This window comes from Rheinheimera sp. D18 (assembly GCF_004345025.1).
Lineage (GTDB): Bacteria > Pseudomonadota > Gammaproteobacteria > Enterobacterales > Alteromonadaceae > Alishewanella > Alishewanella metallidurans.
This window is the reverse complement of sequence record NZ_CP037745.1, coordinates 1,784,505-1,798,200: the sequence shown is the minus strand read 5'-3', so window position 1 is coordinate 1,798,200 and position 13,696 is coordinate 1,784,505. Positions and strand designations below refer to the sequence as shown.

Sequence of the window (13,696 nt, the reverse complement as noted above, 5' to 3'; positions counted from 1 at the left end):
TTAGCGCGCGCTGCTGCTATATTTATCAATCTGAACCGCGCTGACTACCCAGCGATTGTTTTGTTTAATCAGTTCAACGGTACGCAGCTCATCTATTTGCTTGCCGTCGTGTATTCCGGTTAGCAGTAGCGCAATTTTTGCGATATCTTCATACTGCTCACGTAGATTACCACCACTGCGGTTTACCCTTATATCAACGGTATCAAATGAGGCATTAACTAAGGTGCGTGATACTTGGCGCACGGTGCCATAAGACTGCATTAGCTCAGCGAATTCTTTGGTACTTAGCTTTTTAGCTTTATCTAAATCTCTTTCATTATATAAAGCGTTAAGAAATTCAGAGGCAATGTATTCTGGTGTGCCCCATTGCGCATTAACTTTAGGTTCGTCGCTACAGGCGGCTAATAATAATAGTAAGGGGAGTAAATAACGTAACTTCATCGGCTGGGTCCATTATTGTTATAAACACCAGTTTGGAGCTTTTTTTATTAACTGTAAAGTAAAAGGGCTACCTAAGTAGCCCTAAACGTTCAATAAACAGTTAACTAAGCGGTTAACTCTTGCTCACTAAACACGTCGGCGAACAGCGGGCTACTTAAATAACGTTCAGCCGCACTGGGTAGAATAATGACAATGTTTTTACCCGCATTTTCTGGTTTAGCTGCTAAGCGCTGCGCTGCGACCAATGCTGCACCTGAGGAAATACCGGCTAGAATGCCTTCTTCCTTCATTAAACGATGCGTCGCTGCAATGGCGTCGTCACTATTCACTAGCTCAACACTATCGACAATGCTTAAATCTAAGTTAGCTGGAATAAAGCCCGCACCAATACCTTGAATTTTATGCGGCCCTGGGGTTAGCGCTTCACCCGCTTTAGCCTGAGTAATAACCGGCGATTCAGTTGGCTCTACCGCAACACATTGTACATTTAAGTGCTTTTCGTGCTTAAAATAGCGGCTAACGCCAGTGATAGTGCCACCTGTGCCCACACCAGCAACAAAGATATCTACTTTGCCGTCTAAATCATTAAAAATTTCTGGTCCGGTGGTATCAAAGTGAATTTGTGGGTTAGCGGGGTTATCAAACTGACCTAAAATAAGGTATTTGTTAGGGTTAGACGCTTGGATTTCTTTCGCTTTTTCGATGGCGCCTTTCATACCTTTAGCGCCTTCAGTTAATACTAAATTAGCACCTAGTGCTTTTAACAGTTTACGCCGCTCTAAGCTCATGGTCGCTGGCATAGTTAGAGTGAGTTTATACCCGCGACTGGCCGCCACAAATGCGAGGGCAATGCCTGTATTGCCAGAGGTGGGTTCGACAATTTCTTTGTCTTTGGTTAAGGTACCTTTTTTCTCGGCATCCCAGATTAAGGCTGCACCTAGGCGGCATTTAACGCTAAAACTGGGGTTGCGCGCTTCAATTTTTGCGTAGACATTGGCACCGCCTTCGATAGTCCGGTTTAATTTGACCAGAGGGGTGCGGCCGATAGACAATGAGTTGTCTGCATAGACGTTTGCCATAAAAAACTCCGTTTACGATAAATTGGTTATAAGAATACGCCTGTGCAGCAAAAAATGAAGTAGCGTTTTGCTATAAGATATTACGTTTTACCACCAGTAAGGAGAGTTATAGTGGCCTTTGAAAGCACCGCGCATTATATCGTGTCTGATGAGTTAGCCTTGGCCGTTAATGCGGCGGTTACGTTAGAGAAGCCCTTACTGATTAAAGGTGAGCCTGGTACTGGGAAAACTCGGTTAGCAGAAGAGCTAGCAGCCAGTTTAAATACTGAGCTGATTCAATGGCATATTAAGTCTACTACTAAGGCACAACATGGCTTATACGAGTACGATGCGGTATCTCGGCTGCGTGATAGCCAATTAGGTAGTGAAAAAGTGCAGGATATTAATAACTATATCCGTCCGGGCAAATTATGGCAGGCATTTACCGCGCAAAAACGCCCCGTGTTATTAATAGATGAAATAGATAAAGCCGATATCGAGTTTCCTAACGACCTATTGCACGAACTAGATAGAATGGCGTTTTATGTGCATGAAACCGGCGAGCAAATAAGCGCAGCCCAGCGACCCATTGTTATTATTACCTCGAATAATGAAAAAGAGTTGCCGGATGCATTTTTACGTCGCTGTTTTTTTCACTATATCCGTTTTCCTGATGCCGACACCTTACGGGCAATAGTTGATGTACATTATCCAAATATTCAACAGCAGTTACTTAGCACGGCATTAGAGGTGTTTTTTGACCTACGCGAATTACCAGGCCTAAAGAAAAAACCATCTACGTCAGAATTACTAGATTGGTTAAAGTTATTATTGGCTGAAGATATTCCGGCTGAGGTATTAACTGACAAACAGCAAAAAGGCGGTTTAATGCCAATGTTTGGTGCCCTATTAAAAAATGAGCAAGATGTCGCGTTAGTTGAAAAGTTAGCTTTTATGGCCAAACGGCAAGTTAGATAAATAGGTTGCTTTAGCAGAGCCAAAGTTTACGGCTGCCCTCAATGGTTGGAACAGATAAATGCTGATTGACTTCTTTTTTACGCTAAGAAAATATGGCTTAAAAGCCAGTATTACTGAATTGCTCGATTTACTAAATGCGTTAAAGCAACAGGTGGTGTTTGCTGATACCAACGCGTTTTACCAATTATCGCGCTTATGTTTAGTAAAAGATGAAACCCAATACGATAAATTTGACCGTGCGTTTGCAGAGTATTTTTCCGGCGTTGCAACGGTCGATTTAGCCGCTGCGATCCCACCTGACTGGCTTATTCCTGATGTATTGCGTCAACTTAGCGCTGAGGAAAAAGCTAAGTTACACGCGCTGGGTGGTTTGGATAAACTGCTGGAAACCTTGCGTGAGCGCTTAGCAGAACAGCAAAAAAAGCACAGTGGTGGTAACAAGTGGATTGGCACCGGCGGTACATCACCCTTTGGTGCTTATGGTTTTAACCCAGAAGGTGTGCGTATTGGTCAGCAGGGCAGTGGCGCTAGGCGTGCCGTTAAAGTGTGGGATCAGCGTGAGTTTAAAGATCTCGACACCGACAGCGAACTCAATAATCGCAGTATTAAACTGGCACTAAAGCAGTTGCGCAAGTTTGCCCGCAGCGGTGCTGAAGTAGAGCTAGATTTACATGGCACTATTCAGGCAACATCTGAGCAAGCGGGATGGTTAGACCTACGCTTTGTGCGCGAGCGCCACAACGCGATTAAGCTGTTAGTGTTTTTTGATGTTGGCGGCTCGATGGACGACCATATTGAGCAATGTCAAAAGCTATTTTCGGCAGTAAAAAGTGAGTTTAAATATTTAGAGTTTTTTTATTTTCATAATTGCGTATATGAAGGGGTCTGGCGTAATAATAAACGTCGTTACACCGAGCAGGTGAAGGTAGATGATATTATTCATACCTATGGCGCTGACTATAAACTAATTTTTGTTGGTGACGCTACTATGGGGCCCTACGAGATTGAATACCCAGGCGGCAGTGTCGAGCACTTTAATCAACTGCCAGGTAAAGTATGGCTACAGCGCTTGTTAGCGCAATATTCTAAAGCCGTGTGGCTTAATCCTCAGCCGTTAGCGTGGTGGCCGCACTATCATTCAATTTCAATGATTGAAGGTATTGTCAGTAAGCGTATGTATCCGTTAACTTTACAGGGGTTAAACCTGGCAATAAAGGCATTGTTATAATGCTAAAAGTACTGATTGCAACCGATATTTTTGGCTATGGTGACGTATTACAATCTTTAATTGATTGCTTACAAAACGCAGGTGTAACCGTACAAACCGTTGATCCTTACCAAGGTCGCCTACAGCAGTTTGATACCGAGCTTAGCGCTTATCAGGCATTTATTGCCCAGACTGGCCATGACGGTTATACACAAGGTGTGACCCAAGCGTTAACACAGCAGCCCAATCTTGCTATAGGCTTTAGCGCGGGCGCATCCGCTTTATGGCGTGCAGTTGCAGATGTTAAACCTCTTAGTATTAAAAATTTAGTGTTGTTTTATCCTGGGCAACTACATTTGCATCAAGATAAATCGCCAAACATCGCTACAGAGCTGATATTTGGCGAACAAGAACATCATTTTAATGTCGATGACATGCTGCAACAGTTAAGCGCTAACACCACGATTAGCGCTAATAAAACGGTTTATCAGCATGGTTTTATGAATAGCGCGTCACCTGCATTTAATGACGTAGCGTACCAATACGGCTTACAACGTTTATTGCAGGTTATTACCCGTTTAAAGCAATAACCGTAAACTAATGCGATTTAGTGTTTTAATTTAGTTACTCAGCAATTGTTGCCCATAAATCGTATTCATCGGCTTCGGTAACTACAGCATTAATAATATCGCCCGGTTTTACCTTGGTTAAGCCGTTTAAATACACTGCACCGTCGATTTCTGGTGCATCAGCATGGCTGCGGCCAATGGCACCTTCATCGTCTACTTCGTCAATTAACACTTTAATGGTGCGGCCAATTTTAGCTTGTAACCGCGCAGTACTAATGGCTTGTTGCGTTTGCATAAAACGATGATAGCGTTCTTCCATTACTTCATCCGCTACCGGATCAGCTAATTCATTTGCTTTAGCGCCCACTACAGGACTGTATTTAAAGCAGCCAACTCGGTCTAACTGGGCTTCTTGTAACCAGTCGAGTAGCATTTGAAAATCTTCTTCAGTTTCGCCAGGAAAGCCAACAATAAAGGTGGAACGAATGGTTAGCTCTGGGCAGATTTCACGCCATTTCTTAATCCGTTCTAATACGCGGTCCGCCTGACCTGGGCGTTTCATCAGTTTTAAAATACGCGGGCTGGCATGTTGAAACGGAATATCTAAATAAGGCAGTACTTTACCGGCTGCCATCAATGGAATAATGTCATCTACGTGCGGGTACGGATAAACATAGTGCAAACGCACCCAAATACCCATCTCACCCAAAGCTTCGCATAATGATTGCATTGAGGTTTTAACCGGAGAGCCATTCCAAAACCCCGTACGATGTTTTACATCAACACCATAGGCACTGGTGTCTTGAGAAATAATGAGTAACTCTTTTACGCCGGCATTTTTTAAACGCTGCGCTTCATCTAATACTTCACCTACTGGACGGCTGACTAAGTCACCGCGCATTGACGGAATAATGCAAAAGGTGCAGCGATGGTTACAGCCTTCAGAAATTTTTACATAGGCGTAGTGTTTGGGGGTTAATTTAATACCGTGATCGGGCACTAACATGGTAAAGGGGTCGTACTTAGGTTTAGGCACAAATTCGTGTACTTGCTTTAATACGTTCTCGTAAGAGTGCGGGCCAGTAATACCTAATACATTGGGGTGTACTTGGCGAATTTCATCTTCGCGTGCACCTAAACAACCGGTAACAATAACCTTGCCGTTTTCGGCTAAGGCTTCGCCAATAGTTTCCAACGACTCTTGTACTGCGCTGTCAATAAAGCCACAGGTGTTAACAATAACTAAGGCCGCGTCGTCGTATGTCGGCACGATATTGTAGCCTTCGCTTTTTAATTGCGTAAGAATGCGCTCTGAATCGACTAAGTTTTTCGGGCAGCCAAGGCTAACGAAGCCAATAGTATTACCTTTACTTGAACTGGCTAAAGCCTGTGCCGTAAGGCTTTTAACTGGCGTGTCCAAGGTGGTGGTTTGTGTCGGATCAAAGGTCTGTACTGTCATAGTGTCTCTTGAAGTTGGCTGCGCCGAAAAAAGTCGGCGGATTATACCTCAAAGCAGCGCAAGAAACAGGTGTGAATGGTTAAATACTAAGCACAAAATACGTTAAAACAAAATGCCGAGCAGATACTCGGCATTTTTTTGACCAATTAATAATTGGCGAAAGGTTAAGATTTATAAGGCATAACGCCCAGATAATCTCGTTTACCAATATCTACGCCATTGTGGCGTAAGATGGCGTAGGCAGCATTGACGTGAAAATACAGATTCGGGATTATGTGCTGAATTAAAGCGTCAGATCCAGTCAGGTATTTACCTTCCCAGCGCGGCTGCGTTACGTGCTGCGTTGCTGCTTGGTTAAAATCAGCTTCGCTAAAGGTGGCTAAGTAAGCCACTGTGTCGGCAATACGCTGCTGCAATTGCTCTAATGTCGTTTCGTCATCAGCGTGCTTAGGTGCTGAGTCTGTTTTGCCGGTTAAACGTGCTACACCTAACTTCGCGGTGTCACAGGCAATTTGCACCTGACGGATTAAATTAAACTGATCCGGTGCCAAACGTGAATTGAGTAAAACAGCAACGTCAATTTTTTTGCTTTGGGCAAAGGCTTCACCCTTGTTGAGGATAGCCGTTAAATTTTGTAGCATTTTGCTAAATTGCACTACTGTCATATCATAAAACATAGATTAACCCTTCTGATCGGTTGCTAAAGTACATCACTGTAGATGGGGCTGTGCGTAACGTTTAACAATGGCGGTGCTAAAACATATAGCACCGTCTTTTTTATGCTTATTAACTGCGTTTGTTATGTACCAACTTGTACAGTGATGGCAGCAGTAATAGCGTTAATATTGTTGCTGAGATAATACCGCCGATAACCACTGTTGCTAGTGGGCGCTGAACTTCAGCGCCTGCACCCGTGTTTAGCGCCATGGGAATAAAGCCTAAACTGGCGACTAACGCGGTCATTAGCACTGGCCTTAAACGCATTATTGCCCCCTGTGTAATAGCTTGCTGTAATTGCATGCCTTGCTCTCGTAGTTGTTTAATTACAGTGAGCATAACCACACCATTAAGTACCGCTATACCTGATAGTGCAATAAAACCAACCGCAGCAGAAATAGACAACGGCATATCGCGTAGCATTAACGCGGCCAAGCCTCCAGTTAACGCCAGTGGTACGCCGCTAAAGACAATAACACTATCTCGCACACTGCCAAGCGCGCTTAACAGTAAGCCAAAAATAAGCAGCAGTGTTATTGGTACTAACCAAGCTAGCCTTGTGGATGCTGATTGCAACTGCTCAAAGGTGCCAGCGTAATCTAACCAATAACCAGACGGTAATATTAGTTGAGAATCCATAACTTGGCGGGTTTCTGCGATAAAGCTACCAAGGTCACGGCCGGCTATGTTGGCGCTAACAACAATATTACGCTTGCCACTTTCTCGGTTGATCTGATTAGCGGCGTTAATTTCATTAAACTGGCTAATTTCACCCAGCGGTACGTAAGATAACTCAGCATCGGTATAAGGCAGAGCTACCGGTAAACGCTTTAGCTGCTGCGGATCTTCACGAATATCGTCAGCTAAACGCAATACAAGGGCAAAGGCTTTATCACCTTCGTAAATTTGCCCCAATTGACGCCCACCAATGGCCGTTTGTATCGTGTTTTGTAACGTCGTTACGTCTATTCCTAGTAACGCAAGATGTTCACTGTCTGGTTCAATCGACAACATAGGTAAACCCGTAGTTTGCTCCATCCGCACATCTTTAGCGCCGGCAATATTATTAAGTAATAGGCTAGCGGCTTCTGCGGCCTTGGTCAGTTCGGCTAAATCATCGCCATAGATGCGTACCGCCACATCGGCTCTAACACCGGCTATTAGTTCGTTAAAGCGCATTTGTATTGGCTGAGTAAATTCATAGTTATTGCCCGGTATAGCTTCTACTATCTGGCGCAGTTGTTCTATAAATTCGGCTTTAGTTAAGCTAGGATCTGGCCATGCAGAGTGAGGTTTAAGCATTACATAGGTATCGGCGACATTCGGCGGCATTGGGTCGTTAGCAACCTCTGCAGTACCCATTTTTGAGAACACTCGTTCAACCTGCGCTAAGGTGCCAATTTCACGCTCTAGTAGCAACTGCATTTGTAATGACTGTGACAAACTGGCGCCAGGAATACGTAACGCATGCAGGGCGATATCACCTTCATCAAGTTGTGGCATAAACTCAGTGCCAAGCTTATTGCCTTGCCAAAATACCACTGCAACCAAGATAAAAGCCGAGGTTAGCGCTAACAATGGCTGGTGCATACTGATGCCCAGTAAGCGTGAGTAACCTTGCTTTAATATACGCATTAAGGCCGAGTCTTGTTCCGTTACTTTACCACGAATAAAAATAGCAATAGCTGCCGGTACAAAGCTAATGGCCAATAACACCGCTCCTGCCAACGCGACGATAATAGTAAAAGCCATAGGGTGGAACATTTTGCCCTCAACCCCGCGTAGAGCAAAAATGGGTAAGAACACCAGCATAATAATAAGCACACCAAATACGGCTGGGGTGAATACTTCTTTCGTTGCTTGATAAACCTCCGCTAAGCGCTCTTCTAATGTAAGTAGGCGGCCATGCCGATGTTGGGCCAACCCTAAGCGTCGCAAGCAGTTTTCAGTAACAATAACGGCACCATCAACAATTAAGCCAAAGTCGATAGCACCTAAGCTCATTAAGTTACCGCTGACTTTATTCAACGCCATACCGCTGATGGCAAACAGCATACTCAGTGGGATCACCAGTGCGGTGATTAATGCGGCGCGAATATTACCCAAAAAGATAAACAACACTACGATAACCAGTATTGCGCCTTCAAATAGGTTTTTTTGAACGGTAGCAATGGCTTTATCTACCAGTGTAGTGCGGTTATATACGGCAGTAGCGGTTACGCCATCAGGTAGACGCAGGTTTATTTCATCTAGCTTTGCTGCCACCGCACTAGATACGGTTCTACTGTTTTCACCCAGCAACATAAATACTGTACCAAGCACGGTTTCTTCACCGTTAATACTCGCGGCGCCGCTGCGTAATTCTTTACCATATATTACGTCAGCCACATCATGCAGCCTTACCAGCGCGTCACCGCGTTTGGCGATAACCAGCTGGCTAATATCGTTCAGGTTTTTAAGTTGCCCGGGCGAGCGCACTAGCCACTGTTCGCCACGCTGTTCAATATAGCCTGCACCAACATTACTGTTGTTCCGTTGCACTGCCGCAGCAATATCATCCAGCGTTAGTTTAAACGCTAATAACCGAGCAGGATCAGGGGCTATCTGATATTGACGCTGATAACCACCAATAGCATCAACCTCTGTTACCCCCTTAACCTTGAGCAGTTGTGGTTTAATCAACCAGTCTTGCATGGTGCGTAAATCTTCAGGGGTGTAAGCTTTACCTTCAGCTGTGCGCGCATCAGCGTTGGCGGTTACGGAGTAGATAAAAATTTCACCTAAGCCACTGGTGATCGGACCAAGGCTAGCTTGACTATCGGCAGGTAGATTGTCGCGTACACTTTGTAAACGTTCGGCTACTTGCTGACGCGCCCAATAAATATTGGTGTCTTCATCAAAAACAACGGTTACCTGCGACATGCCATAGCGTGATAATGAGCGGCTATACTGCAACTTGGGTAAGCCGGCCATGGCATTTTCAATAATAACGCTAAGTCGTTGCTCGGTTTCCAGCGGTGAATAGCCCGCTGCTGAAGTGTTAATTTGTACCTGCACGTTAGTAATATCAGGTACTGCATCCATTGGTAGCTGCTGTGCCTGCCACAAACCGGCCATCGCCATCAGTAGCGTAAGCAACAACACTAAATAACGCCGCTGTAATGCTTGCTTTAGTATTAGGTCAATCATAGCGCGCTCCTAATGTTCGTGACTTGCGCCAGATTTAAGTACGTCAGCTTTAAGAATAAAGCTGTTTTTGCTGGCATATTCACTGCCAACCTCTAATCCAGTTAGTACTTCAATATAGTTATCGTCTTCACGGCCAAGTGTCAGCTTGTGCACTTCAAACTTATCGCCATGGCGGACAAATACTACGGGTTCATTGTCGATCTGTTGTAATGCAGTTTTTCTAACTGCAATCGGCACCATAATTTCTGCAGTTTGAATGTCAGCTTTAATATGCATACCTGGGCGCCAGTAACCATCTTGGTTGTCAATAATTGCGCGAATACGGGTAATATGGCTATTGCTCATTTGCGGCGAAATATAACTGATGTGGGTGTCAGCTTGTTTGGCCTGGTGCAGGCTAAAAACATTGACGGGCAGGTTTGGTTTTATCCGCGCAGTATCAGATGGAAAGGCCGACATCTCTACATATACTTTGTTGTAGTTGGCAATCTCAAGCAGTGCTTCATCTCGCACCAGCTCACCATTATTGATATAACGCTGAGTAATAATTCCTGCTAGCGGTGCACGTAGTTGATAGCTTTTTAAGCTACTAATATTAGTTAGGTTAACCAATACCTGACCTTTGCTGACGTTATCGCCTTGTTTTACCATAACGTTATCAACCGTTGCGGTATAAGGAGCTTTAACTGTTGCTTGCTGTTCAGGAATGGCGGTAATGATGCCAAACAGATGCGTCTTTTGCTGCAAGGTAACTTCTGTTGCGGTTTCTGTACTGATTTGGTTTAGCGCTAGCATGCGCTGGCTGATATTAAGTGGTTGTTCGTCACTATGCTCATCATGATGGTCGTCGTGTGCATCATCACTGGCCTGTGCCGATATATTAAGTAGGCTGGCGCTAAATACGATTAGCAGTAGTAGACGGTGCAACGTCGATTGCATTTTCAGTCGTTTTTTTGTTAGTAGTGGCATAATTAATTCTCTATTTTGGCAAATGGTACTGGGCCTGATAACACCAGCGGCTGTCCGGTTAGGCGTTCTAGCTCTAGTACTATTAGGTGAAAGTGACGTTGACTTTCAACTAGTTCTAAGTTGGCTTGCAGCAGTTCTTCATCGGCGGCTAACACGCTAAGTAAATCAATTTGGCCTTGCTGATATCCAGCCATGCTGGTTGCTAACAAATGTTTGGCCTGTGGCAAAAGCTGGTTAGTAATAGCGGTGGATACTGAGCGTAAGGTATTTAATTGCAGGACATAATGCGTTAGAAGCAAGTTAAGCTGGGTATGGTTAAGCTGCTGCTGTGAACTTGCAAGCTCTTGCTCAGCTTCTGCCGCTAGCTGGTTTGCTTTGCTGGCTGCAGCAGTGTAAAGCGGTAGGCTAAACCCCAACACTAATGAGGTATCATTTTGTGCTTCATCACGGCGTATACCCGCTGATACAGTTATATTAGCGTTGCTGTTTGCTTCGGCTTGCTGTAGCAAACTTTGAGCTAAGCGTTGCTGCGTTAGATAGCGGCTCGTTAGTGGGCTACGTTGTAGTTCGGTTTGTAGCTCCGACAACGCAGGTAGCAAGGGTAGAACCGCCAGATCACCGGTTACCTCGCTAAAGTTGGGCTCTGCATTCCAGTTAGCTGCCAACTGATAGCGCTGTTGTTCTAGTTGTTGGCTAATGTTTGCCAGTGCTATTTCACTGCGAAGTAATTTTAACTTAATGCGGCTGATATCCGCTTCGTGCAAGTTGCTGGCTTTGCCGCGCTCTAACGCCGTATTAAGCAAATCGGTTTCGCGAGTAATTTTCTGCTCAGTCAGCACTCTTTGCTGTTGCAGGTTCAGGAGTTGAATATATTGCTTGGTGGTATCGGCTAACACATCTAAACGAGTTAGTTCGTAATTATTTTGCTGTAACTTATTTCGCCAGCCGGCCACATCTAGCCTGCGTTCGCGTTTACTGCCTAGCTCAATTTGTTGGCTTAAGCTTAAGGTAAATTCAGCACCAGCTAAGCCACGATTATCACCACGACCCAGAATGTTTTCAATAGCAATATCGAGTTGCGGCGCTGGACTATTGCCAGCATTCAGCAAGCTAGCTTCAGCAATCCGCAGCTGATATGAATAGGCCTGTAACGCTGGGTTGTGTTGCAAGGTTTGCTGTAATGCTTGGGTTAAAGATAGCGGCTCAGCACTTGCACTTAGACAATAGCAAATAGCAGCCAGCAGTGCTGGCAAAGAATATCTCATACACATAGGTATGCTCCTGTAAGTTCATATTAGGGTAAAAAGCGAACAGGATTAAACGTTAGGAGGCGGTACTGGTGGGCTGTAACTTATGGTTTGGCAGCTAAGGTTAGCGCAGCTGATGGCTGAACTATTAAAATTAAGTAATTCTACGCCATTAAAAAAGGCAATATGGCAGCTGACATGGGCATGCGCGCTGTGTTGGTCTGCATCGTCTTTGCTGCTGTGATCGTTGTTATGTACCTGATTGAGGTGGGTATCGGTTAAGCTGGCATAGGCATGGGCATGATCAGGCATATGTATAATCATAGCATCGCACGCCACAACCGCATGGTTAAGCATAATGATCAGTAATATAACTAAGCCAATGGTTTTGCGCAGCATCTCAGCCTCAAATAAGCTTGCTATAGTAACGTGCAGCTACAACATCAACAAGCATAAAGTGACTTACCATTAGCGGTATTTCTTTTGCGCTTTGCGCTTACGTTCTGCTTCACGCTGGGCTTTATCAATGGCTTTGCTTGCTTCAGCCGCTTTAGCGTCAATTTGTTCTTGGCTAACCATTTCTGGTGTTTCGAGGGTAATAGCGCCAAGGTTGCCGGCACGTAATTCGGTGATCAGTATGCTGCCAACTTTTTCTAAATCGACAATACCGCCTTTACGCATGGCGCCACGTTTAATGCCTATAGCGTCCATTAAGGCCAGATCATTCTCTGGCAACTCGGTTAAACCAAAACGCTGCATCACGGCTTGCGGATAGGTAGCTAATAGATATTCTGCGGCAAACATGCCGATATCGGCATAATCAAATACGGTATCTTTAATCGCGCCCGTTACCGCTAAGCGATAACCACAAGTCGGCGGGCTAAGTTTGGGCCATAAAAAGCCTGGCGTATCGGTTAAGGTAACGTTGTTATCTAGCTTAATCCGTTGCTGTGTTTTTGTAACTCCGGCTTCGTTACCGGTTTTGGCGATAATACGCCCAGCTAAGGTATTAATTAATGTAGATTTACCCACGTTAGGTATACCCATGATCATGGCTCGAGCACCACGAATTTCAAGGTTTCGCTCTGGCAGCATGTCATTACATAGTTGTAGTAGGGCGCGAATATGCTCAGGGTTTTGCTGGCTAATAGGAATGGCTTTAACCCCTGACTGGCTATCAAAATGCTCGACCCAGCGCTGGGTTAATATGGGGTCGGCTAAATCAGCTTTATTCAATACTTTAATGCAGGGCGTGTTACGACGAAGCTGCGGTACTAATGGGTTTTCACTGGAAAAGGGAATGCGCGCATCTAACATTTCGATAATGATATCGACTTGCGGCATGACTTCGGCAATTTCTTTGCGGGCTTTGTGCATATGGCCCGGAAACCAGTTAATAGACATTAGTTAGTACCTTAAAATAGCGAATAACAAACAACTAAAGAGGTGCATATGCCCTCCACACTGTCAGAGTGGGCGCTATAATAACTTAAAAATGACTAAAGGTATGTTAATGCAGTACAAACGAGTAAAAACTTAATGCAAATAAAGGGGCTAATAACGCGGAGTAGTATGCGGCGTTAGGTAAACTAATAATACCAAGATTACGAAAAAACAACAGTAACTGATAAATACCAATCAGAGGAGGCAAGACAGTTAACCATACACTGCCGGCAATAGATGGAAATAGCCAAGCTAACATTGGATTACATACACTAGCTAAGACTAATAATGCCAATAATGTTAAGTATTGCTGAGGAGAAAATTCCAGCTTTGGAGCTAAAGTCTGCATGATACTCTGCGCTTAAACAAAATGGATAAACTAATGATAAGAAAATACAGCATTATTTACCCGCATTGTT

General features: G+C 44.5%; 13 protein-coding genes. 3 read left to right on the top strand and 10 right to left on the bottom strand.

The genetic code is table 11. The features are described 5' to 3' along the window. Positions 1–441: a hypothetical protein gene (locus E0Z06_RS08500; protein WP_132583720.1), complete on the bottom strand. Its 441-nt coding sequence runs from the start codon at positions 439–441 to the stop codon at positions 1–3. A 104-nt stretch (positions 442–545) separates the two neighbouring features. Beyond that, complete coding sequence (gene cysK / locus E0Z06_RS08495) at positions 546–1,520, bottom strand: cysteine synthase A (RefSeq protein ID WP_132583718.1); 975 nt, start codon at positions 1,518–1,520, stop codon at positions 546–548. Positions 1,521–1,631: 111 nt separating this feature from the next. Between cysK and E0Z06_RS08490 the strand changes: the two genes are divergently transcribed. From E0Z06_RS08490 to E0Z06_RS08480, 3 genes are read left to right on the top strand one after another with little or no spacing between them, the layout of a single operon-like run. Further along, positions 1,632–2,477: a MoxR family ATPase gene (locus tag E0Z06_RS08490; protein ID WP_132583716.1), complete on the top strand. Its 846-nt coding sequence runs from the start codon at positions 1,632–1,634 to the stop codon at positions 2,475–2,477. A gap of 58 nt (positions 2,478–2,535) precedes the next feature. Beyond that, a complete protein-coding gene (locus tag E0Z06_RS08485) occupies positions 2,536–3,705 on the top strand; it encodes a VWA domain-containing protein (RefSeq protein ID WP_132583714.1) in 1,170 nt (389 codons plus the stop codon). Continuing rightward, complete coding sequence (locus E0Z06_RS08480; protein ID WP_132583712.1) at positions 3,705–4,274, top strand: dienelactone hydrolase family protein; 570 nt, start codon at positions 3,705–3,707, stop codon at positions 4,272–4,274. The genes E0Z06_RS08485 and E0Z06_RS08480 overlap by 1 nt, the downstream gene beginning before the upstream one ends. 34 nt (positions 4,275–4,308) lie before the next feature. Here the strand turns inward: E0Z06_RS08480 and rimO are convergent, their stop codons facing one another. From rimO to E0Z06_RS08440, 8 genes are all read right to left on the bottom strand, one after another. Beyond that, complete coding sequence (rimO, locus tag E0Z06_RS08475) at positions 4,309–5,712, bottom strand: 30S ribosomal protein S12 methylthiotransferase RimO (RefSeq protein ID WP_132583710.1); 1,404 nt, start codon at positions 5,710–5,712, stop codon at positions 4,309–4,311. Positions 5,713–5,876: 164 nt separating this feature from the next. After that, positions 5,877–6,389 carry a DUF1993 domain-containing protein gene (locus E0Z06_RS08470; RefSeq protein ID WP_132583708.1) on the bottom strand — a complete coding sequence of 171 codons (513 nt, stop codon included), beginning with the start codon at positions 6,387–6,389 and terminating at the stop codon, positions 5,877–5,879. 109 nt (positions 6,390–6,498) lie between these two features. Beyond that, positions 6,499–9,618, bottom strand: a complete 3,120-nt coding sequence (locus E0Z06_RS08465) for a CusA/CzcA family heavy metal efflux RND transporter (protein WP_132583706.1) — start codon at positions 9,616–9,618, stop codon at positions 6,499–6,501. A gap of 9 nt (positions 9,619–9,627) precedes the next feature. Next, the gene (locus E0Z06_RS08460; RefSeq protein WP_132583704.1) at positions 9,628–10,587 is read right to left on the bottom strand and encodes an efflux RND transporter periplasmic adaptor subunit; all 960 of its coding nucleotides are present in this window, start codon (positions 10,585–10,587) and stop codon (positions 9,628–9,630) included. 2 nt (positions 10,588–10,589) lie between these two features. Then, positions 10,590–11,858, bottom strand: coding sequence for a TolC family protein (locus E0Z06_RS08455; protein ID WP_132583702.1), 1,269 nt, complete (start codon positions 11,856–11,858; stop codon positions 10,590–10,592). Positions 11,859–11,903: 45 nt separating this feature from the next. Continuing rightward, on the bottom strand, positions 11,904–12,233 hold the full coding sequence (locus tag E0Z06_RS08450) for a cobalt transporter (protein ID WP_132583700.1): 330 nt from the start codon (positions 12,231–12,233) through the stop codon (positions 11,904–11,906). A gap of 69 nt (positions 12,234–12,302) precedes the next feature. Then, positions 12,303–13,238, bottom strand: coding sequence for a ribosome biogenesis GTPase YlqF (gene ylqF / locus E0Z06_RS08445; RefSeq protein ID WP_132583698.1), 936 nt, complete (start codon positions 13,236–13,238; stop codon positions 12,303–12,305). Between the two features lie 106 nt (positions 13,239–13,344). Then, the gene (locus E0Z06_RS08440; RefSeq protein ID WP_132583696.1) at positions 13,345–13,626 is read right to left on the bottom strand and encodes a hypothetical protein; all 282 of its coding nucleotides are present in this window, start codon (positions 13,624–13,626) and stop codon (positions 13,345–13,347) included. Positions 13,627–13,696: the final 70 nt, after the last annotated feature.

Coding starts and splice junctions, on each gene's coding strand:
- E0Z06_RS08500 (WP_132583720.1), bottom strand. CDS start 441: ATGAAGTTACGTTATTTACTCCCCTTACTATTATTATTAGCCGCCTGT.
- cysK (WP_132583718.1), bottom strand. CDS start 1,520: ATGGCAAACGTCTATGCAGACAACTCATTGTCTATCGGCCGCACCCCT.
- E0Z06_RS08485 (WP_132583714.1), top strand. CDS start 2,536: ATGCTGATTGACTTCTTTTTTACGCTAAGAAAATATGGCTTAAAAGCC.
- E0Z06_RS08480 (WP_132583712.1), top strand. CDS start 3,705: ATGCTAAAAGTACTGATTGCAACCGATATTTTTGGCTATGGTGACGTA.
- rimO (WP_132583710.1), bottom strand. CDS start 5,712: ATGACAGTACAGACCTTTGATCCGACACAAACCACCACCTTGGACACG.
- E0Z06_RS08470 (WP_132583708.1), bottom strand. CDS start 6,389: ATGTTTTATGATATGACAGTAGTGCAATTTAGCAAAATGCTACAAAAT.
- E0Z06_RS08465 (WP_132583706.1), bottom strand. CDS start 9,618: ATGATTGACCTAATACTAAAGCAAGCATTACAGCGGCGTTATTTAGTG.
- E0Z06_RS08460 (WP_132583704.1), bottom strand. CDS start 10,587: ATGCCACTACTAACAAAAAAACGACTGAAAATGCAATCGACGTTGCAC.
- E0Z06_RS08455 (WP_132583702.1), bottom strand. CDS start 11,858: ATGTGTATGAGATATTCTTTGCCAGCACTGCTGGCTGCTATTTGCTAT.
- E0Z06_RS08450 (WP_132583700.1), bottom strand. CDS start 12,233: ATGCTGCGCAAAACCATTGGCTTAGTTATATTACTGATCATTATGCTT.
- ylqF (WP_132583698.1), bottom strand. CDS start 13,238: ATGTCTATTAACTGGTTTCCGGGCCATATGCACAAAGCCCGCAAAGAA.
- E0Z06_RS08440 (WP_132583696.1), bottom strand. CDS start 13,626: ATGCAGACTTTAGCTCCAAAGCTGGAATTTTCTCCTCAGCAATACTTA.